General features: G+C 70.3%; 19 protein-coding genes. 16 read left to right on the forward strand and 3 right to left on the reverse strand.

Features of this window, described 5'->3' with window-relative positions:
* Positions 1-248 precede the first annotated feature (248 nt).
* The 5 genes from AC4IJH_RS27820 (at position 249) to folE (ending at position 6,230) form a co-directional block, all read left to right on the forward strand.
* On the forward strand, positions 249-1,406 hold the full coding sequence (locus tag AC4IJH_RS27820; RefSeq protein WP_490854627.1) for a zinc-dependent metalloprotease: 1,158 nt from the start codon (positions 249-251) through the stop codon (positions 1,404-1,406).
* A gap of 204 nt (positions 1,407-1,610) precedes the next feature.
* Complete coding sequence (gene tilS / locus AC4IJH_RS27825; protein ID WP_490854628.1) at positions 1,611-2,624, forward strand: tRNA lysidine(34) synthetase TilS; 1,014 nt, start codon at positions 1,611-1,613, stop codon at positions 2,622-2,624.
* A 97-nt stretch (positions 2,625-2,721) separates the two neighbouring features.
* Positions 2,722-3,261: a hypoxanthine phosphoribosyltransferase gene (gene hpt / locus AC4IJH_RS27830; protein WP_490854680.1), complete on the forward strand. Its 540-nt coding sequence runs from the start codon at positions 2,722-2,724 to the stop codon at positions 3,259-3,261.
* Positions 3,262-3,515: 254 nt separating this feature from the next.
* A complete protein-coding gene (ftsH, locus tag AC4IJH_RS27835; protein ID WP_490854629.1) occupies positions 3,516-5,525 on the forward strand; it encodes an ATP-dependent zinc metalloprotease FtsH in 2,010 nt (669 codons plus the stop codon).
* 99 nt (positions 5,526-5,624) lie between these two features.
* On the forward strand, positions 5,625-6,230 hold the full coding sequence (gene folE, locus AC4IJH_RS27840) for a GTP cyclohydrolase I FolE (protein ID WP_490854630.1): 606 nt from the start codon (positions 5,625-5,627) through the stop codon (positions 6,228-6,230).
* A gap of 95 nt (positions 6,231-6,325) precedes the next feature.
* Here folE and AC4IJH_RS27845 read toward each other — a convergent pair whose 3' ends face one another.
* Complete coding sequence (locus tag AC4IJH_RS27845) at positions 6,326-7,441, reverse strand: alpha/beta hydrolase (protein ID WP_490854631.1); 1,116 nt, start codon at positions 7,439-7,441, stop codon at positions 6,326-6,328.
* A gap of 140 nt (positions 7,442-7,581) precedes the next feature.
* On the opposite strand from AC4IJH_RS27845, the gene AC4IJH_RS27850 reads away from it, so the two are divergent.
* The 6 genes from AC4IJH_RS27850 (at position 7,582) to AC4IJH_RS27875 (ending at position 12,738) form a co-directional block, all read left to right on the forward strand.
* The gene (locus AC4IJH_RS27850) at positions 7,582-9,435 is read left to right on the forward strand and encodes a phosphatidylglycerol lysyltransferase domain-containing protein (RefSeq protein ID WP_490854632.1); all 1,854 of its coding nucleotides are present in this window, start codon (positions 7,582-7,584) and stop codon (positions 9,433-9,435) included.
* A 92-nt stretch (positions 9,436-9,527) separates the two neighbouring features.
* Positions 9,528-10,445: a dihydropteroate synthase gene (folP, locus tag AC4IJH_RS27855; RefSeq protein WP_490854633.1), complete on the forward strand. Its 918-nt coding sequence runs from the start codon at positions 9,528-9,530 to the stop codon at positions 10,443-10,445.
* Positions 10,442-10,891, forward strand: coding sequence for a nuclear transport factor 2 family protein (locus AC4IJH_RS27860; RefSeq protein ID WP_490854634.1), 450 nt, complete (start codon positions 10,442-10,444; stop codon positions 10,889-10,891). Before folP ends, AC4IJH_RS27860 begins: the two co-directional genes overlap by 4 nt.
* A gap of 352 nt (positions 10,892-11,243) precedes the next feature.
* Entirely contained in the window at positions 11,244-11,606 is a 363-nt protein-coding gene (folB, locus tag AC4IJH_RS27865; protein WP_490854635.1) for a dihydroneopterin aldolase, read from the forward strand.
* On the forward strand, positions 11,603-12,202 hold the full coding sequence (folK, locus tag AC4IJH_RS27870) for a 2-amino-4-hydroxy-6-hydroxymethyldihydropteridine diphosphokinase (protein ID WP_490854636.1): 600 nt from the start codon (positions 11,603-11,605) through the stop codon (positions 12,200-12,202). The genes folB and folK overlap by 4 nt, the downstream gene beginning before the upstream one ends.
* A gap of 53 nt (positions 12,203-12,255) precedes the next feature.
* Positions 12,256-12,738, forward strand: a complete 483-nt coding sequence (locus AC4IJH_RS27875; protein ID WP_490854637.1) for a DUF3180 domain-containing protein — start codon at positions 12,256-12,258, stop codon at positions 12,736-12,738.
* Between the two features lie 109 nt (positions 12,739-12,847).
* Here the strand turns inward: AC4IJH_RS27875 and AC4IJH_RS27880 are convergent, their stop codons facing one another.
* A complete protein-coding gene (locus AC4IJH_RS27880) occupies positions 12,848-14,014 on the reverse strand; it encodes an ABC transporter ATP-binding protein (RefSeq protein ID WP_490854638.1) in 1,167 nt (388 codons plus the stop codon).
* 169 nt (positions 14,015-14,183) lie between these two features.
* On the opposite strand from AC4IJH_RS27880, the gene AC4IJH_RS27885 reads away from it, so the two are divergent.
* From AC4IJH_RS27885 to AC4IJH_RS27905, 5 genes are all read left to right on the forward strand, one after another.
* Positions 14,184-14,915, forward strand: coding sequence for an ABC transporter permease (locus AC4IJH_RS27885; RefSeq protein WP_490854639.1), 732 nt, complete (start codon positions 14,184-14,186; stop codon positions 14,913-14,915).
* 4 nt (positions 14,916-14,919) lie between these two features.
* Entirely contained in the window at positions 14,920-15,609 is a 690-nt protein-coding gene (locus AC4IJH_RS27890) for an ABC transporter permease (protein ID WP_490854640.1), read from the forward strand.
* 69 nt (positions 15,610-15,678) lie between these two features.
* Positions 15,679-16,638, forward strand: coding sequence for an ABC transporter substrate-binding protein (locus tag AC4IJH_RS27895; RefSeq protein WP_490854641.1), 960 nt, complete (start codon positions 15,679-15,681; stop codon positions 16,636-16,638).
* A gap of 64 nt (positions 16,639-16,702) precedes the next feature.
* Positions 16,703-18,412 carry a hypothetical protein gene (locus AC4IJH_RS27900; protein ID WP_490854642.1) on the forward strand — a complete coding sequence of 570 codons (1,710 nt, stop codon included), beginning with the start codon at positions 16,703-16,705 and terminating at the stop codon, positions 18,410-18,412.
* Between the two features lie 204 nt (positions 18,413-18,616).
* Entirely contained in the window at positions 18,617-19,075 is a 459-nt protein-coding gene (locus AC4IJH_RS27905; protein ID WP_490854643.1) for a hypothetical protein, read from the forward strand.
* Positions 19,076-19,185: 110 nt separating this feature from the next.
* Here AC4IJH_RS27905 and AC4IJH_RS27910 read toward each other — a convergent pair whose 3' ends face one another.
* The gene (locus AC4IJH_RS27910) at positions 19,186-20,790 is read right to left on the reverse strand and encodes a hypothetical protein (protein ID WP_490854644.1); all 1,605 of its coding nucleotides are present in this window, start codon (positions 20,788-20,790) and stop codon (positions 19,186-19,188) included.
* Positions 20,791-20,863: the final 73 nt, after the last annotated feature.

Below are 20,863 nucleotides of genomic sequence, written 5' to 3' on the forward strand. Positions count from 1 at the left end.
CCCCCCCCCCCCCCCCCCCCCCCCCCCCCCCCCCCCCCCCCCCCCCCCCCCCCACCGCACCCGACAGCCCCGCGCAGCGGACCACGCCCGCCGCAGGCGAACCGGACCCGCACTCCGGCAACCCCGCGCAGCGGCAACGGCCCGCCGCAGGCGAACCGGCCCCGCACCCGGCAACGAACGAGCAACCACACCGGGCGAACCAAAAAAGTCGGCTACCCCCCAGCGGAGCGCCCACGTACGGTGAAGGAATGACGAGCATCGGTGGTGCGGAGATGGTCGACTGGAATCTCGCGGTTGCGACCGCGACCCGGTTCGTACGGCCGGGACCAGAGGTGAGCCGCGACGAGGCCCGGGCGGTGGTGGCCGAGCTGCGCCGGCACGCCAAGTCCTCCGAGGAACACGTGCGTTCCTTCACACGCATGGTCCGGCCGGGCGCGGAGCCGGGCGCGCAGGGGGAGGGCCCGGACGACACCCCGGTCCTGGTCGTGGACCGGGCCGGCTGGATCAGGGCGAACGTCGCCGGGTTCCGCGCGCTGCTCAAACCGCTGCTGGACAAGATGCAGGAGCGCCGCTCCAGCGTCCCCGGCGGCGCCGTCCTGGGGGCGGTCGGCGGCAAGGTGACCGGCGTCGAGCTGGGCATGCTGCTGTCCTTCCTGGCCTCCCGGGTCCTGGGCCAGTACGAGACCTTCGCGCCGGCGGGGCGCGACCTCCCGGCCGCCGACGGCGGCGGCCGCCTCCTGCTGGTCGCGCCCAACATCGTCCACGTGGAGCGCGAACTGGAGGTGGACCCGCACGACTTCCGGCTGTGGGTGTGCCTGCACGAGGAGACGCACCGCACCCAGTTCACCGCCGTGCCCTGGCTGCGCGACCACATCGAGGGCGAGATCCAGTCCTTCCTGGGCGAGACCGAGATCGACCCGGGCACGCTCCTGGAGCGGCTGCGCGAGGCCGCCCAGTCGCTGACCGGCGCCCGTCCCGAGGGCGAGGAGGACGACGCGGGCGGCCGCAGCATCGTCGACCTCGTCCAGACCCCGGCCCAGCGCGAGATCCTGGGCCGTCTGACCGCCGTGATGTCGCTGCTGGAAGGCCACGCGGACTACGTGATGGACGGCGTGGGCCCCGACGTGGTGCCCTCCGTCGCCGAGATCCGCGAGAAGTTCCAGAAGCGGCGGGCCAGCGGCGCGGGCCGGCTGGACCAGGCGCTGCGCAAGCTGCTGGGGCTGGACGCCAAGCTGCGCCAGTACCGTGACGGGGAGAGGTTCGTACGGGCCGTGGTCGAGGAGGTCGGTATGGACGGCTTCAACCGCATTTGGACCTCGCCGAACACCCTCCCGACCAAACAAGAGATCGCCAAACCGGCGGACTGGGTCGCGCGGGTGCACCGCAAGGCGGAGGGTGCACCGTAGCGCCTGCGGGTGGTGTCGGCACGCCGTCCGGCAGGAGAACGCCCCCCTCAATCACTCTTCTGAGGGACCGTGATCGATGGATAGGCGTGCAATGCTCGGGGAACTGCTCGCCTCTGTCACCATCTAGGCACTCTGTGTGACTGACGGGGTGACGCAAGAGCCGTACGGCCCGTAGCTCCCCCAGCTGAACGATTGGAAACGGACATGGGTCCCCATCCAGCGGTCGCCGCGATACGCCTCGCGGTCCGCCGCGTACTCCACGACGTACTCACTCATCACCCCCAACAGCACGGGCCGGGGCAGCGCTCCCCGCTCGTGCTCGTCGCATGCTCCGGCGGCGCCGACTCCGTGGCGCTCGCCTCCGCCCTCGCCTTCGAGGCCCCCAAGCTGGGCGTACGCGCCGGAGGAGTCACCGTCGACCACGGGCTCCAGGCCGGCTCCGACACCCGTGCCGCCGAGGTCGCGCTGCGCCTGGAAGCCCTCGGCCTGGACCCGGTCGAGGCCATCGAGGTCGTGGTCGGCAAGGGAGGCGGCCCCGAGGCCGCCGCGCGCGATGCCCGCTACGCCGCCCTGGACGCCTGCGCCGACCGCCACGGCGCCGCCGCCGTACTCCTGGGCCACACCCGCGACGATCAGGCGGAGACGGTCCTGCTGGGGCTCGCGCGCGGCTCCGGCACCCGCTCGCTGTCCGGCATGGCCGCCGTCTCCGGCAGGGACGGCCGCTACCGCAGGCCTTTCCTGGAGCTGGACCGGCAGACCGCCCGCAAGGCCTGCCTGATCCAGTCGCTGCCGGTCTGGGACGACCCGCACAACGCCGACCCGGCCTACACCCGCTCCCGGCTGCGCCACGAAGGGCTGCCGGCCCTGGAGAAGGCGCTGGGCAAGGGCGTGGTGGAGGCCCTGGCCCGTACGGCCCAGCTCTCCCGCGACGACGCCGACGCGCTGGACGCCTGGGCCGCCGACGCCGAGCGCTCGGTCGTCGACGAGAGCGGCGCGCTGGACGTCCCCGCGCTGTTCGCCCTGCCCGCCGCCGTACGCCGCAGGGTCCTGCGCCGGGCGGTCATCTCGGCGGGCTCACCTGCCGGTTCGCTCTTCGCCCGGCACATCGAGGAAGTGGACCGACTGATCACCGCCTGGCGCGGGCAAGGTGCCATCAACCTCCCCGGGCGGGTGGGTGTGCGACGGCATGGTGGCAGACTGGTGGTTCGGCAGGGCTGAGCCGCAGGGGACCTCCCTGCCGCATGAGTCGCGCGGCGTCTCATGACGTCTCAAGACACCGAACCAAGTGAGAGTGGCACGGGTGGACGACAAGGACATGGGCGCCGACCTGAAGTCGGTACTCATCAGCAAGGAAGAGATCGACGCGAAGCTGGCTGAGCTGGCCGCGAAGATCGACGCGGAGTACGCGGGCAAGGACCTGCTCATCGTCGGTGTCCTCAAGGGTGCCGTGATGGTGATGGCGGACCTGGCGCGCGCGCTGTCCACCCCCGTCACGATGGACTGGATGGCCGTGTCGTCCTACGGCGCGGGCACCCAGTCCTCCGGCGTGGTCCGCATCCTCAAGGACCTGGACACCGACATCAAGGGCAAGCACGTCCTGATCGTCGAGGACATCATCGACTCGGGGCTCACGCTGTCCTGGCTGCTGTCCAACCTCGGCTCGCGCGAGCCCGCCTCGCTCGAGGTCTGCACGCTGCTGCGCAAGCCGGAGGCGGCCAAGGTCGCCATCGACGTGAAGTGGATCGGCTTCGACATCCCCAACGAGTTCGTCGTCGGCTACGGCCTGGACTTCGCGGAGAAGTACCGCAACCTCCCCTTCGTCGGCACGCTCGCGCCGCACGTCTACGGGGGCTGACACCCGCTCGAGCCCGGCTCGAGACCCCTTCGGCGGCGGGAACCCCGAGCGGTTTCCCGCCGTTGGAGCAGGGAGACGGGAATCCAAAGCCGCATTGTTAACCCTCGGCGGCGGCGTCGGGTGACAATGCTGGGGTACCGTCCGAAGGTCAGTCTTTTTCGGGCCAGTAATACACCGTACGCACGACCAGCTCTCAGCGAGGGCTGTTGTGCCTCACTGTGGCAGGAGGGACGGGGCCTCAGCGCTCCGTATGGATGGACGTGAAGCGATACTTCCGTGGGCCGGTCATGTGGATCGTGCTGGCCGTCCTCGCCGTGGTCGTGTTGATGCAGGTAGTCGGCTCTTCCGGCGGCTACAAGACGGTGGACACCGGTCAGATCGTCAAGGCGATCAGTGACAACAAGGTGAAGTCCGCCGAGCTGACGACCGGCGATGAAAACAAGATCAAGGTCGAGCTGTCCGGCGACAACAAGATCGATGGGTCCAACAAGGTCCAGGCGAGCTACATCGGCGACCAGGGCGTCGATCTGGCCAAGACCCTGCAGTCCAAGTACGAGACCGGACAGATCAAGGACGGCTACGACGTCAAGCCCGAGAAGCAGAACCCGTTCGTCGGCGTTCTGCTCTCCCTGCTTCCCTTCGTACTGATCGTCGTCGTTTTCCTGTTCCTGATGAATCAGATGCAGGGCGGCGGCTCCCGAGTCATGAACTTCGGGAAGTCCAAGGCCAAGCTCATCACCAAGGACACCCCGAAGACGACCTTCGCCGATGTGGCGGGTTCGGACGAGGCCGTCGAGGAACTCCACGAGATCAAGGAGTTCCTGCAGGAGCCGGCGAAGTTCCAGGCCGTCGGCGCCAAGATCCCCAAGGGCGTGCTGCTGTACGGCCCGCCCGGTACGGGCAAGACGCTGCTCGCGCGCGCCGTGGCCGGCGAGGCGGGCGTCCCGTTCTACTCGATCTCCGGCTCCGACTTCGTCGAGATGTTCGTCGGTGTCGGTGCCTCCCGGGTCCGTGACCTCTTCGAGCAGGCCAAGGCGAACGCCCCGGCGATCGTCTTCGTCGACGAGATCGACGCGGTGGGCCGCCACCGTGGCGCCGGTCTCGGCGGTGGCCACGACGAGCGCGAGCAGACCCTGAACCAGCTGCTCGTCGAGATGGACGGCTTCGACGTCAAGGGCGGCGTCATCCTGATCGCCGCCACGAACCGTCCCGACATCCTGGACCCGGCGCTGCTGCGCCCCGGCCGTTTCGACCGGCAGATCGCGGTCGACCGCCCGGACATGCAGGGCCGTCTGGAGATCCTCAAGGTCCACCAGAAGGGCAAGCCGGTCGCCCCGGACGTCGACCTGTCGGCCGTCGCCCGCCGTACCCCCGGCTTCACCGGTGCGGACCTGTCGAACGTGCTCAACGAAGCGGCGCTGCTCACCGCGCGCAGCGACAAGAAGCTGATCGACAACCACTTCCTGGACGAGGCGATCGACCGCGTCGTGGCCGGACCGCAGAAGCGGACCCGGATCATGTCCGACAAGGAGAAGAAGATCACCGCGTACCACGAGGGCGGACACGCCCTGGTCGCGGCGGCCTCACCGAACTCCGACCCGGTCCACAAGGTCACGATCCTCTCCCGCGGCCGCGCCCTCGGTTACACGATGGTGCTGCCCGACGAGGACAAGTACTCCACCACGCGCAACGAGATGCTCGACCAGCTCGCCTACATGATGGGCGGCCGGGCCGCGGAGGAGCTCGTCTTCCACGACCCGACCACGGGCGCTGCCAACGACATCGAGAAGGCCACCACCACGGCCCGCGCGATGGTCACGCAGTACGGCATGACCGAGCGCCTGGGTGCGATCAAGTTCGGCTCCGACAGCTCCGAGCCCTTCCTGGGCCGCGAGATGTCCCACCAGCGCGACTACTCCGAAGAAGTCGCCGCCCTGGTGGACGAAGAGGTCAAGAAGCTGATCGAGACCGCGCACAACGAGGCGTGGGAGATCCTGGTCGAGAACCGCGATGTGCTGGACAACCTCGTTCTGGCCCTCCTGGAGAAGGAGACGCTGAACAAGGAGGAGATCGCCGAGATCTTCAAGCACATCGTCAAGCGCCCGGCCCGCCCGGCGTGGACCGGTTCCTCGCGGCGTACCCCCTCCACCCGCCCGCCGGTGCTCTCCCCCAAGGAGCTGGCTCCGGCCAACGGGTCGGCGGCGGCCCAGCCGGTCTCCACCGACAAGGCCGAGGCTGCCGAGGAGCCGCGCCCGGAGGCGTAGCCCGACCGGCCCCGGAATGAATGCCGTGCCCCACAGGTTTTAGCCTGGGGGCGCGGCATTCCGCGTTTGGAGCGGGCGCACTACGGAACGAGGCACCAGATGACCGACCCGGTGACGCTGGACGGCGAGGGCAAGATCGGCGAGTTCGACGAGAAGCGCGCCGAGAATGCCGTACGGGAACTCCTCATCGCCGTCGGCGAGGACCCGGACCGCGAGGGCCTCCTGGAGACGCCGGCCCGGGTAGCCCGCGCGTACAAGGAGATCTTCGCCGGGCTGTGGCAGAAGCCCGAGGACGTCCTGACGACGACGTTCGACCTCGGCCACGACGAGATGGTCCTGGTCAAGGACATCGAGGTGCAGAGCTCGTGCGAGCACCACCTGGTGCCGTTCGTGGGGGTCGCGCACGTCGGCTACATCCCGTCGGCCGACGGGAAGATCACGGGCCTGTCCAAGCTGGCGCGGCTGGTGGACGTCTTCGCGCGGCGCCCGCAGGTCCAGGAGCGGCTCACCACGCAGATCGCGGACTCGCTGATGGAGATCCTGGAGCCGCGCGGGGTGATCGTGGTGATCGAGTGCGAGCACATGTGCATGACGATGCGTGGCGTGCGCAAGCCGGGCGCCAAGACGACCACGTCGGCCGTGCGCGGGCAGCTGCGGGACGCGGCGACCCGGGCCGAGGCGATGAGCCTGATACTGGCCCGCTAGCCCCCCGCAGCACGCACAGAGCCCGTACGGATGCGCCGTACGGGCTCTGTCGCAGGGGGGAGAAACGTTTGCCCTCAGAGGTGGGGCGCAAATGCTCAGGCCTTGAGGTGGCCGCCGAGCCATTCCAGGGCAGCGGGGATCTCACGCTTCCAGGTGTTGAAGTTGTGGCCGCCGGTGTCGAGGATGATCGAGGCGACGGTCGAAGGCGACTTGGTGTTCTTGATGAACTGCATCGTCGGCTTGAAGTTGTCCTCGCCGACCTTGCTGGTGGTGACCAGGAAGTTCGCCTTCGGGGCCGGCAGGTTGTCCTGGCGCCAGTGCAGGTTGTTCTCGTTGCGGAGCTTCTGCTGGCCGCCGTACAGGTCGCCGGTGGTGCGGTCGTTGTCGGCCTTGTAGTTGCCGGAGAGGGACACGGCGGTGGAGAAGGCGTTGGGGTGGCGCATGGTCATCTTCAGCGCGCAGTAGCCGCCGGTGGAGTCGCCCATGATCCCCCAGTTCTTCGCCTCGGTGCCTATTCGGTAGTGGCTGGCTATGTCCTTGCGCAGGTCCTGCGTGAAGAACGTCTCGGTCTGCGGGCCGTCGGGTATGTCCATGCACTCGGTGTCACGCGGCGGGGCGACGGTCGGGCGCATCATCACCAGGACGGTGGGCTGCATCTTGCCCTTGCGTACGAGCTCGTGCTGGGTCTGCGGGAAGTGCAGCTTCTTGTAGAGCGCCTGGGCGGTGCCCGGGTAGCCGGTCAGCACGACGGACGCCGGGAACTTCTTCTCGGCGTGCTCGGGCTGGAAGTACTGCGGCGGCAGGTACACGAACGCGGGGCTGGAGATCTTGGACTTCTCGCCCTGCACCAGGACCTTGTCGATCCGCCCGCCGACGTGCGGCTTGGCGCCGCCGGGGACGCCGACGCGCTCGGAGCTGAGCACCTTCAGCTTGGTGCCGTTGGGACCGGTCTCGTAGTTCGTGACGACGCCGGGCTCGTCCTCCTGGCCCAGGAGGTCGGCCCAGGACGCGTAGAAGCCGAAGGCGTTGTTCGCGGCCAGGCCCACGCACGCGAATATCGAGATCTGCGTCACCAGGAGCAGACCGACGCGGCCGAGGACGGTGCGCCAGTTCTGCCGGGACAGCCGGGGCCAGAGCCAAACGGTGAGGATGAACAGTGCCACCGCGATGATGACGGCAAGAAGTAGCACTTTCTTGCTGGTGAGACCCATGTGGTGCTTTCTTCCGGGCGGCCGGTCGGGCGTGCCGCAAGTGGAACCCCGGGCCCTGAAACGCCGTCATACAGGGCGCAAAAGTCCAGATGCTGCGACTTAAACTCGCACGTTCTCTCGACCGGGGCGACGGGAAACTAATGTCTGACAGGCTAGATGGTGAAAAGTCGGGGACGGTTGCGTGGCGCTCGCCACGCTGGCTGCGTGGTCCTCGCCCGGAGTCGGTCCCTCCTCTCGTCGGTACGGTCGGTGCTCTGGTCGGCCTGCTGAACCTCGCGGCCGGCGTCTTTCCCCGGTTCCGGCACAGCCGGGTGCACGCCCTGGCGGAGGTGCTGCCGGGGGCGGTCAGCCCGCTGGCCGCCGCATCTTCCATAGTCGTGGGCATCCTGTTGTTGTTGCTCGCCCACGGTCTCAAACGGGGGAAGCGGCGTGCGTGGGTGGCTGCCGTAGCACTGCTTCCTGTGGGGATCGCCGCTCAGCTCGTCTACCGCCACTCCACTTTCGGAGCGGTGCTCTCGTTCCTGCTGCTGGCGTTCCTGGTGTGGCACCGCAAGCAGTTCGCCGCGCTGCCCGATCCCCGCAGCCGCTGGAAGGCGCTGGCCAACTTCGTGGTGCTGGGCGGCGCGAGCTTCGGCCTCGGCCTGGTCATCGTCAACACCCATCCGCACAAAATCGTTGGCAACCCGACGCTGTGGGAGCGTACCGAACACGTGCTCAAGGGGCTGTTCGGCTTCGAGGGCCCGGTCCAGTACACCGGCGGCGTCGACTACACCGTGGGCTACTCGCTGGGCGCGCTGGGCCTGCTGACCCTGGTCACCACCGCCTTTTTGGCCTTCCGCCCCGAGCACCCGGCGGCCCGCCTGACCGAGGACGACGAGCAGCGGCTGCGCGAGCTGCTCGAGCGGCACGGCGGCCGGGACTCGCTCGGCTACTTCGCGCTGCGCCGCGACAAGGGCGTGGTCTTCTCCCCGACCGGCAAGGCCGCCGTCTGCTACCGCGTCATCTCCGGTGTGATGCTGGCCAGCGGCGACCCCATCGGCGACGTGGAGGCCTGGCCGGGCGCCATCGAGCGCTTCATGCAGGAGGCCAAGGCGCACTCCTGGACCCCGGCCGTCACCGGGTGCAGCGAGACCGGCGGCCAGGTGTGGACCCGCGAGACGGGCATGGACGCGCTGGAGCTGGGCGACGAGGCGATCGTGGACGTGGCGGACTTCACGCTCGCCGGGCGCGCGATGCGCAACGTACGCCAGATGGTCAAGCGCATCGAGCGCAACGGGTACGAGACGCGGGTGCGGCGGGTGCGCGACCTGGAGCCGGCGGAGCTGGCCCGTATCCAGGAGGCCGCGAACGCCTGGCGGGACACCGACACCGAGCGCGGCTTCTCCATGGCGCTGGGCCGGATCGACGCCGCCCGCGACGGCGACGCGGTGATCGCCACCGCGCACCGGGCCCCGGAGGAGGGCGAGGAGGCGGGCCCGTTCGGCGACCTGAAGGCCATGCAGCACTTCGTACCGTGGGGCGGCGACGGCATCTCGCTGGAGCTGATGCGGCGCGACCGCAGCGCCGACCCCGGCATGAACGAGCTGCTGATCGTGGCGGCCCTCCAGGCGGCGCCCGACCTGAAGATCAAGCAGGTCTCGCTGAACTTCGCGGTCTTCCGCTCCTCCCTGGAGCGCGGCGAGAAGCTGGGCGCGGGCCCGGTCATCCGCCTGTGGCGGGGCCTGTTGATCTTCCTTTCGCGCTGGTACCAGATCGAGTCGCTCTACAAGTTCAACGACAAGTTCCGCCCGCGCTGGGAGCCGCGCTTCGTGGTCTTCCGCAGCTCCCGTGACATCCCGCGCATCGGGCTCGCGGCCCTGCAGGCCGAGGGCTATCTGGATCTGCGGCTGCCCCGGGTGCTGCGCCGCAGGCGGCCCGCAGAGCCGCGCCCGTGCGCGCACCACCGCCCGGCCCTGGCGCCGATGCGGCAGGAGGCGGTGCAGCGGGCCGCGTGAGCGGCGGGGCGGCCGGGGCCCGGGACGGGGCCCCGCGGGGCCGCCCCCGGCAGCGAAAACCCGCTGGCGGGGACACGCCCTAGGCTGGGCTCATGAGTACATTGCGAGGTCGCGTCGGACCCCTCGGTCTGCCGGACTGGGACCGGTGCGCCGTGATGGGCGTGGTCAACGTGACGCCCGACTCCTTCTCGGACGGCGGGAAGTGGTTCGACACCGACCTCGCCGTCAAGCACGGCCTGGACCTGATGCAGCAGGGCGCCGATTTGGTCGACGTCGGCGGTGAGTCGACCCGGCCCGGCGCCGCGCGGGTGGACGAGGCCGAGGAGCTGCGCCGGGTGATCCCGGTGGTCCGCGAGCTGGCCGCGGCGGGCGCCGTGGTCTCGGTGGACACCATGCGGGCCTCGGTCGCCGAGCAGGCGGTGGCGGCCGGTGCGCGGCTGGTCAACGACGTGAGCGGGGGCGGCGCCGATCCGGCGATGGTGCCGGTGGTGGCCGCGGCCGGCGTCCCGTTCGTGGTGATGCACTGGCGCGGCCAGTCCATCGACATGAACAACCGCGCGGTGTACGCCGACGTGGTCGGCGAGGTCGTCGCCGAGCTGAGCCAGAGCCTTCAGCGGGCGGTGTCCGGCGGCATCGACCCGCGGCGGATCGTGCTCGACCCGGGCCTGGGCTTCGCCAAGGAGGCCGAGCACGACCTGGCGCTGGTCGCGCAGCTGTCCCGGCTGCGGGAACTGGGACGGCCCCTGCTGGTCGCCGCTTCGCGCAAACGGTTCCTGGGCAGGGTGCTGGCAGGCGGTGCGGGCAGCACCCCGCCGCCGGCCCGGGAGCGGGACGCGGCGACGGCCGCGGTGTCGGCGATCGCGGCACGCGAAGGGGCCTGGGCGGTACGGGTGCACGAGGTACGGGCGAGTGCGGACGCGGTGCGGGTGGCGCGCGCCGTAGAAGGTGCTGTAGGTGCCGTGGGCGCTGCGGGTGCGGCGGATGTGGCGGACGCGACGGGAGCGGTGTGAGTCCACGTACGGACATCGAGCTGGTCGAACAGGCGAATACCGATCTGTACGAGGCCATGGAGCGCGGCGATCACGAGGCGATGTCCGAGCTGTGGCTGGACGGCCAGGTGAGCGTGGTGCACCCGGGCTGGCCCGTGCTGCGCGGCCGCGGCGAGGTGCTGCGCTCGTACGCCCTGATCATGGCGAACACCGAGTACATCCAGTTCTTCCTGACCGATGTCGAGATCGACGTCATCGGGGACACGGCGCTGGTGACCTGCACCGAGAACATCCTCAGCGGCGGCCCCGCCGAGGAGGACGGCTCGGTGGGGCCGCTGATCGGGCAGCTGGTCGTGGCGACCAATGTCTTCCGGCGTACGGAAGAGGGCTGGCGGGTGTGGTCGCACCACGGCTCACCGGTCCTGGCCGACCAGGGGGACGACGAGGACGAGGGGCCGGAGGACTGAGCGGGCGGGCCTGAGCGGGCGGCCTGAGCGGGCGGGCACGGAGCGTGCCGGGCCGTCACCGGCAAGGGTCAGCGACGGGCCGACCGGCGCACCCGTTCGAGCCAAGTGGGGCCTGGGAAGGGGTGGGGTGCGGGGCTCTGGGTAAGAGGCCGCGCGGACGCCTTCGCAGCCGCTTAGCAGTGGTGCGGGGCCTTGTCCATAGCCCCCGTGGGCGAGCGCAGTCAGCGCTCGCAGGTAGATTCGATGACTGGGTGGTGTGCCGAGCGGGTCGGGCGAATGTCCGACCGGGCCTGGTACGTGCCCGGATTTCCGACGATCAGTGGGACCAGAGGAACCAGTGGGAGTGATTCGCGTGGATCGTGTCGCGCTGCGTGGGCTGAAGGCCCGAGGGCACCACGGGGTGTTCCCCCGCGAACGCGAGGAAGGCCAGACCTTCATCGTGGACCTGGTGCTGGGCCTGGACACCCGCCCCGCCGCGGCATCCGACGACCTCGCGAAGACCGTGCACTACGGCGTGGTGGCGGAGGAGGTCGTGGCCGTCGTGGAGGGCGAGCCGGTCGACCTCATCGAGACGCTCGCTGAGCGGATCGCCGTCACGTGCCTCAAGCACGAGGGGGTGCAGGAGGTGGAAGTGGTCGTCCACAAGCCGGACGCCCCGATCACCGTCCCCTTCGACGACGTGACCATCACCATCACCCGGAGCCGAGACGTATGAACACCACCAGCAGTGACCCGACCGTACAGCCGGTGCCCGCCTCCGTGGTGGAGCAGGTGGACGCGGCGGATGTGACGCTCTCCAACCCCAAAGGCGCCGTGATCTCGCTCGGCAGCAATCTCGGCAACCGCCTGGAGACGCTCCAGGGCGCCATCGACGCCCTGGAGGACACCCCCGGCCTGCGGGTCAAGGCGGTCTCCCCGGTGTACGAGACCGAGCCGTGGGGCGTGGAGCCGGGCACCCAGCCCTCGTACTTCAACGCGGTCGTCCTGGTCAGGACGACGCTGCCGCCGTCCTCCCTGCTGGAGCGCGGGCACGCCATCGAGGAGGCCTTCGAGCGGGTCCGCGAGGAGCGCTGGGCGCCGCGCACCATCGACGTCGACATCGTCGCGTATCAGGACGTGGTCTCCGACGACCCGCAGCTGACCCTGCCGCACCCGCGCGCCCATGAGCGCGCCTTCGTGCTGGCGCCGTGGTACGACGTGGACCCGCAGGCCGAGGTCCCCGGGCGCGGTGCGGTGGCCGAGCTGCTCACGGAAATGGGCCGCGAGGGCGTCACCCCGCGCGCCGACCTGGAACTGCGGCTGCCCGAGTAATCGTTGGGCTGGCGGGTTCGGTAGGACGAGAAGGCATAAGGGGCGAGCGCTCGGTGAAGCAGCTACGTATCAAGGTGCTGGTCGGGCTGTTCGTGGTGGCCGGGGTGCTGGCGTGGGCCGGCGCCCGGCTGTGGAACTCCCTGGGCACCTTTCCCAGCGTGCCGCTGGCGGCGCCGATCGTGCTGGCGCTGATCGCGGTGGTGCTGGCGGCGACCGCCCTGGCGCTGCGGTCCCGGCTACGCGCGCAGCGCGAGCGCCGTCCCGGTGCCAAGGGTGTCGATCCGATGCTGGCGGCCCGCGCGGTGGTCTTCGGCCAGGCGAGCGCCCTGGTGGCCGCGCTGGTGGCCGGGCTGTACGGCGGCGTGGGCGTCTTCCTGCTGACCTCGGGCCTGGACGTCGCGCCGCGCCGGGACCAGGCGATCTACGCCGGTCTCTCGGTGCTGGCGGGCGTGGCCGTGGTCGCGGCGGCCTTCTTCATGGAGCGGGTGTGCAAGCTGCCGGAGGATGACGACGAGGCGGGGGCACGGGCGGTCTGAGTGGGCTTCCGCGCCCGGTTAGGGGCGCGGGGAACTGCGCGAACGGCCCCCACCGGCCCGCGGTGTCACGACTGCGCTTCCAACGGGGACCCGTTCGCCGCGCGAGCGCTCACGCCTCCGGGACGCTGTCCAACGCCACATCCGCGCGAGCGATGTTCGCCGCGTCGGCGGTCGTCGAGCGGCGCAGCGCCTCGTGCAGGCGGGCGGGCGTCAGGACGCCCAGGAAGCGGTCGTCCTCCAGTACGGCGATCCAGCCCGCGTCGTACTGGAGCATGGTGGCGAAGGCCTGCCTGAGGGAGGCGCCGACGGGCAGCCAGGCGTCCATCCGGCGGGCGTGCTCGCGTACGGTGCCGGGCGCGGCGGAGGCGAGGGAGAGGGCGTCGGCGGAGACCCAGCCGTGCAGGGTGCTGTCGGAGTCCAGGACGACGGCCCAGGGGGCGCTGTCGGCGGTCATACGGGCCAGTGCCCGGTCGGTGGGGTCGTCGAGGTGGACGACGGGGGGCTGTTCGAGGTCGCCGGTCTCCACGGGCGTGACCGACAGGCGCTTCAACCCCCGGTCCGCGCCCACGAATTCGGCGACGTACGGCGTCGCGGGCGCGCCCAGGACCGTGGCGGGGGCGTCGAACTGGTCGATGCGGCCCGAGCCGTAGACGGCGATGCGGTCGCCGAGGCGGACCGCCTCCTCGATGTCGTGGGTGACGAAGAGCACGGTCTTGTGGAGCGTGGACTGCAGGCGCAGGAACTCGGTCTGCAGATGGTCGCGGACGACCGGGTCGACGGCGCCGAAGGGCTCGTCCATCAGCAGGACGGGCGGGTCGGCGGCCAGGGCGCGGGCGACGCCCACGCGCTGGCGCTGGCCGCCGGAGAGCTGCTCGGGGTAGCGCTCGCCGTACACCGAGGGGTCCAGGCCCACCAGGTCCAGGAGTTCGGCGGCGCGCTCGCGGGCCTTCTTGCGCTGCCAGCCCAGCAGGTGGGGGACGGTGGCGGTGTTCTCCAGGACGGTCTTGTGCGGGAAGAGGCCGACCTGCTGGATGACATAGCCGATACGGCGGCGCAGTTCGACCGGGTCGACGGTGGATATGTCCTCGCCGTCCAGGTAGATCGTGCCGCCGGTGGGCTCGATGAGGCGGTTGACCATCTTCATGGTGGTGGTCTTGCCGCAGCCGGACGGTCCGACGAGCGTGACCAGCTCTCCCTGGGCTACCTCGAAGGAGAGGTCGTCGACGGCGGTGGTGCCGTCGGCGTAGCGCTTGGTGACGTGCTCGAAGCGGATCATGGTTCCCCATTGTGGCCGTGCTGTTGTGGATGTCTCGCGCCCGGTCGTTGTGAACTCGTGAACGCGTTGTTGCGGGCGGATGACCGGCTGGACCGATTGTCAGTGGTGGGGGATAGGGTCGCAGACAGTCACCGAAAATGTGAGCTACCGGGCGGGGAGGTGACCGGGTGTGAGTGCTGGGGGTCCGCAGAGCTGTCTGCAGGCGAACGACTGGATCTGCGGGGAGTATGTCCGCACACGGAGCCAGGAGTTGCTGGACGCCACCGTCCAGCACATCGGCATCACGGCCGCGTCCGTGGCGATCGGGCTGCTGATCGCCTTTCCGCTGGCGCTGCTGGCCCGCCGCTTCAAGGCGGCCGCCGGGCCGGTGCTGGGCCTGACCACGATCCTCTACACCGTCCCCTCGCTGGCCATGTTCGCGCTGCTGACGCCCCTGTTCGGCGTCTCGGCCGCGGTCGTGATCACGGGCCTGGTGCTGTATTCGCTCACGATCCTGGTGCGCAACATCCTCGCCGGGCTGCAGTCGGTGCCCGGCGAGGTGCGCGAGGCGGCCCGCGGGATGGGGTACGGCCCCGCCCGGCTGCTGTTCGGGGTCGAACTCCCGCTGGCGCTGCCCGCGTTGATGGCGGGGCTGCGGATCGCCACGGTCTCCACGGTCGCGATGACGACGATCGGCGCCGTGGTCGGCTACGGCGGCCTGGGGAACCTCATATCCAGCGGGATGGAGGGCTTCTTCAAGGCGGAGGTGCTCACGTCCTCGGTGCTGTGCGTGGTGCTGGCGGTGGCCGCGGACCTGCTGCTCATAGGCCTGCAGCGGCTGTTGACGCCCTGGACGCGGGTGCGTACGGGCAAGCGCGTGGGGCCGCGGCGCGCGGCGACGGCGAAGAAGGCGGTGGCCTGAGGCGATGGACGCGATCTCGGGAGCGTGGGACTGGCTGGCGACGGCTGCCAACTGGGCCGGTGAGAAGGGGGTTTGGCACCGCCTGGCCGAGCACGGCGTGCTGAGCGTGGTGTGCCTGGCGCTCTCCTGCCTGATAGCCCTGCCCACGGCGGTGTATCTGGGGCACATCGGCAAGGGCGGTGCGCTGGCGGTCAATATCTCCAATGTGGGGCGGGCGGTGCCCACCTTCGCGGTGCTGGTGCTGCTGACGCTCAGTCCGCTGGGCACGTCCGGATATCTGCCGACCGTCATCGCGCTGGTGCTCTTCGCGATACCCCCGCTGCTGACCAATGCCTATGTGGGCATGCGGGAGGCGGACCGGGACGTGGTCGAGGCGGCCCGCGGGATGGGCATGTCGGGGCCCCAGCTGCTGTGGCGGGTCGAGCTGCCGCTCGCCTACCCGCTGATCATGACGGGCCTGCGCTCGGCGGCGGTGCAGGTGGTGGCGACGGTGACGCTGGCCGCGCTGGCCGGCGGCGGTGGCCTGGGCCGGATCATCACCGCCGGGTTCGGCAACTACAACACCCCGCAGGTGGTGGCGGGAGCGGTCCTGGTGGCCGTACTCGCCCTGCTGGTGGAGGGGCTGCTGGTGGTGGCGCACCGGGTGTTCGACCCGATGCGGTGCAGCCGGCTGCGTACGGCCTCCGGCCGCTGACCCGGCTACCCGTTCCCGACCCGCCTGCGCGCGCTCAACTTCGTACTACCGAACTGGATGGTGAGACCCATGATCAGGAAGCCGCGTGCAGTACGCACCGCGCTCGTCGCGGGGACGGTGGCCGCGCTGGCCGCCGGGCTGGCCGCCTGCGGTGGCGAGAGCCTGGAGGCCAAGGGCGGCAAGGACGGCGGCCAGGGGGACATCGTCGTCGGGTCGGCCGGGTTCACCGAGTCCAAAGTGCTCGCCGAGATGTATTCCAAGATCCTTTCCGATGCCGGGTATCGCACCTCGGTCAAGACGCTGGCCAATCGCGAGCTGTACGAACCGGCTCTGGAGAAGGGCCAGATCGACGTCGTACCGGAATACGCCTCCACACTCACCGAATTCCTCAATGCCAAGAAGAACGGCACCAATCCCAAGCCCCTCGCCTCCAGCGACATCGGCAAGACGGTGGCCGAGCTGAAGAAGCTCGCCGAGCCGCGCGGACTGAAGGTTCTGCCGCACGGCAGCGCCACCGACCAGAACGCCTTCGCGGTGACGAAGGAATTCGCCGACAAGCACCACCTCAAGACGCTCTCCGACCTCGGCAAGTCCGGCCAGAAGGTCAAGCTGGCGGCGGGCGAGGAGTGCGAGTCGCGGCCGTTTTGCAAGCCGGGCCTGGAAAAGACCTACGGCATCGACCTCGCGGGCATCGACCCCAAGGGCGTGGGCACCACCCAGTCCAAGCAGGCGGTCAAGGACGGCACGGACCAGATGGTGCTGACCACGACCACCGACGCCACACTGGGCAACTTCGGCCTCGTACTGCTCAAGGACGACAAGGCCCTGCAGAACGCCGACAATGTGCTGCCCGTGGTGAATGCCAAGGAGGCCGGCGCGAAGGAGATCGAGACGGCTCTGGGCAAGCTCACGGGCGTGCTGACGACCGACGACTTGATCGACTTGAACCGCAAGGTGGACGCGGAGCGGCAGAAGCCCTCGGACGTCGCACTGGCATATCTCCAGTCGAAGGGACTGGCGAAGAAGTAACCACCGGGATACGGATTGGCGGGCGGGGCCCCATCGGCCTCGCACGCACGGTAAGTTTCAGGCCATGCCACGAGGACGCCACCGCCATTCGCCATCCCTGCACCGGCTTCTTCCTCCCACGACGGTCGCCGGTGCGTCAATTGCCTGTGCCACCGGTGCGTGGTTCGTCGGCGACGACCTCGTGCAGCGCGTACTCGCCGCGGGAGCGGCCGCCGCCGCTGTCGGCGGCGCGGTGCTGCTGCGCGCCTGGGACCGCACCGCGGGCAAGCGCGTCGCCGAGCTGACCAGTGCGCGCATGCGGGACGAGTGGAAGACCGAGGAGCGGATAGCCGAGCTGGAGTCCGACATCGAGGAGTCCCGCGAAATACGGTCCGCGCTGGACACCAAGCTGCGCGCCAAGCGGGCCGAACTGGCCCGGCTGCGCAGCGAGCACGCCGAACTGCTGCGCCGCTACGCCACCGCCGAGACCGAGCGCGCCAGCGCCCTGGAGGGCCGCCGCCTCCTGGCCATCGAGGCCGCGACACCGGCCGCCAGGGCCGCGCTGCCGGCGGCGGGCGCGGACGCCGCGGCGGGTGCCACGGCTGAGGGCACCATGGCGGCGGGCGCCACGGCTGCCGTGCCGGACACGTTCCGGGCGGGGGGCGGGGGCGGTGGGTCCGCTGGGGCCGGTGGATCCGCTGGTTCCGTGAGTGCGTCCGGTGGTTCCGAGGGGTCTGACGGCGCGTCCGGTGCTTCCGAGGGGGCCGAGGGCTCTGACGGCGCGTCCGTGGACGCCGCTCCTTCTCGTACCGGTGCCGCCGCCGGGGCCGGAGTGGCCGGACCCACCGTCTCCGGACCCACCGTCTCCGGATCCACCGTCTCCGGACCCACCGCCGAGGACTACTTCAAGGCGTCCGAGGCGCTGCGGCAGCTGTCGCGCAACGCGGCGCGGCAGGCGGCGGGCGGGGCGGCCCAGGAGGGCCTGGAAGGCCGCTCCGAGGGGCCGGCGGAGGACCAGGCTGACCAGGCTGCTGAGGGCCAGGACCAGGACCTGGCTGTCGAGAGCCGTGACGCCGAGGGCCGTGCCTCTGCCTCTGAGGGCCGAGTCGAGGACGAGGCGGCGGAGGAGCCCGGCGAGGGGCATGCCCGTACGCCGGTACCCGACGCGGCGCCCACATCTGACGCGGCGCACACGCCCGTTGCTGAGCCCGAGCCGGTCACCGAGCCTGAGTCGTTCACCGAGTCCGGGCCTGCCACCAAGGCTGAGCCCGTAACCAAGCCCGAGCCCGAGGCCGTAACCAAGCCTGAAGCCGACGCCAAGCCCAAGGCCGTAACCAAGCCCACCGTCGCTCCCACTCCCACACCCACCCCCGTTCCCGTACCGCGCAGGGCCCCGGCCGTAGCCGTCCGCCGGTCGCTGCCCGCCTCCCGTATGACAGGCGGCTTCGACTTCTTCGGCAACGGCAGCGCTGCCCCCGCGCCTCTGGAGGACGACCTCGCGGACGTCGTGGGCGACGAGGCGGTCGCCGAGCAGACCCAGCGCGCCCGGCACGCCAAGCCCGCCACGTCGGCCGAGCACACCGCCCGCCCGGCGCGCCCCGCGGCCACCACCACCGCACCGGCAGCGGCTCCGCAGCCCGTCACGGATCACAACTCCGCTCAGGGCACCGGCCACAGCACCAACAGCAACGCCAACAACACCACCGACAAAGGCGTAGGCGAGGTCATCGACCTCACCGCGCACGACGAGACCGAGCAGATCGACGTAGCGGACCTGCGCAGCGCCATCTCCTGACTCCACTGACCAGGCCTCACTGCGTCCGACTGCATAGGCCATTGGTCATACGCGGACGCGAAGCCCACTCCTCAAGGAGGAGAGGAGTGGCGCTTTGGTCAGAGCGCGCCACGGATCAAGACCGTCCCACGGTCGGACGGATTACCGGTGATCCGCGGAAAGGATGGAGACATCCACCGCGCACCGACCCGTGAGGAATCCACCGTGGCCCGCTCCCTGCGTACCGCCGTCCGCACCACCGCCTTCGCCGCCGTCACCGTCGCCGCAGGCCTGGCGCTCACCGCCTGCTCCGGCTCGTCGAACCCCTTCGACGACCACCAGGAGAAGAGCGACTACAAGACGGGCGCGGAGGCGAAGAAGGACCGCAAGTCCGTGCCGCGCTGGCTGCCGGACAACGCCTCCGACATCAAGTACGTGATGTCCACGACCGGCGACGACCGTCTGATCGCCACCAAGCTCGACGGCGGCAAGCTGCCCGCCGAGTGCAAGCCCGGCAAGGCGCAGGGCAAGCCGAAGCTGGAGGCCGACTGGTTCCCCAAGGACGTCGCCTCGAAGGCGGACACCAACTGCGGCACCTGGTCGGGCGCCAAGATCGACGACACCTTCTACGCCTGGCAGGACCAGGACGTGGTGCTGGGCAAGGTCAAGGGCGGCAAGAGCTGACCCCTTCGCCCGGTGGGCGGTGTGTCATCCGCGGGCACGTCGTGGCTGGTCGCGCAGTTCCCCGCGCCCCTTGGGGACCCGGCCTGTAGTCCGGACGCCGGTCCGGCGCCTCAGTCCACCACCCGGTAGAGCACCTGCCCCTGCGGCCCTGTGTCCACCTGGCGCAGGGCCGGGTCGTTGCCGGGCAGTCCGCCCTGGCTGCGCCACTGCAGGACCCACTTGGCCTTGTAGCGGTGCAGGATGTCCAGGCGCTCCTGACGCGGGGTGCCGGCGGCGTAGTAGCGGGCGACGGCGGCATCGCGCTCCTTCTCGTCAGGGAGAAAGAAGTCCGGGTAGGCCGAGCCCACCGTATAGACGCCGTACGCGGGGACCATGCTCGCGATGTTGCCGCCGGAGACCATCACGGTGTCACCGCGCTCCGCCCACTTCATGATCCACTCGTAACCGGCCTTCGGCTCCCAAGCGCCCTTCAATACGGAGTGTGGCAGGGCATCAGCCCGTACGACGAAGTTGAGCGCGCCGGACTGCGCCCACGCACCGGCCAGCAGCGCGGCGCCGGTGACCACGACGAAGGCGCGGCGTACGGCCTTCCTGCCGCCCTCGACCATGGCCAGTGCGGCGGCCAACTGCGCGGGAATCATCACAGCGGGCAGCGCCCGCCCCCACGACCAGTGCCCGATCAGCCCACCGACGCCGACCATCAGCGCACCCAGCGCAAAGAAGATCACCAACGGATCCCGCCGGTCCCGCCGCCAGCGGAACGCCAGCGCCACGACGCCGATGAGCGCGAAGCCGCAGTGCAGCAGCAGACCGCGGTACAGCGGCCGGTGGATGCCTTCCAGGCCGCCGATCGTGAAGAGAGAGAAGAAGGAGTAGTACGGCCAGGCGGCGAGCAGCGCCAACCCGACCACGATCCCGCAACCCAGCCGCAGCCAGGTCTCCTTGGCGGGCCAGGGCCGGGCACCGAGCAGCAGGCCGAGCGCCCCGAAGGTCGCCACGACTCCGGTGAACTGGTGGCTGAGCAGGATCAACGCCCACAGCAGGCCGAGCCCTTGATAGGCGGCCCAGGCCCCGCGGCTCGTCAGCCTCCCGCCACGCCACCCGCTCCCGCGCAGTGTTGTGGACAGCAGCGCCCAGAAGTGAAAGGTGAGCCCGAGCGCGAAGGTGCTCGGGTAGGAAATATTGAGCGACAGGGACGTGAGCCCGAGGAACCCGCTCCATATAAGGAACTTCGGCCCCCACAGCAGCAGCAGACACAGCGTGGCCAGCGGGGGCGCGGCCCGGTGCGTACTGAGCGTCCGTGTGAACCGCCAGATGCCGGTCAGCAGCAGCGCGAGCCCGACGACCGCCGCGATCCGCAGCACTGAGAAGGTGCCCAGCCCGCTCACCTTGGCGAGGGCGCCCAGCAACACCATCCACGGCGAGTAGTACGGGCTGGGCGTGTCCGCGTCGACCATCGGGTTGCCCGGGTCGACCAGGCTGTCCCGCAGCCGCTCGATCGTCGCCGCGTGCACGCCGAGGTCACCGATCCATGGCAGTCGCACGATCGACAGCACCAGGAACGTGACCACGAGCAGCACGATTCCGTGCAGCGCCGCCACCACACGCGCGGAGTCCACGGCTCTGCGCAGGCGCCCGGGCGCGGCCGTGCCGAAGCCACCGACGTCCGGACGGGCGTCGGCGGGGCGAGTCGTCGGTTCAACGGTGTGCGTCATGCTGGGAACACCCACGTGCGGTAGACGAGGAAGGAAGTCAGGCGCGGCGAGGCGCAGCGGGCCCGGGCCCGGA

This window comes from Streptomyces sp. UF-297 (genome assembly GCF_058245575.1).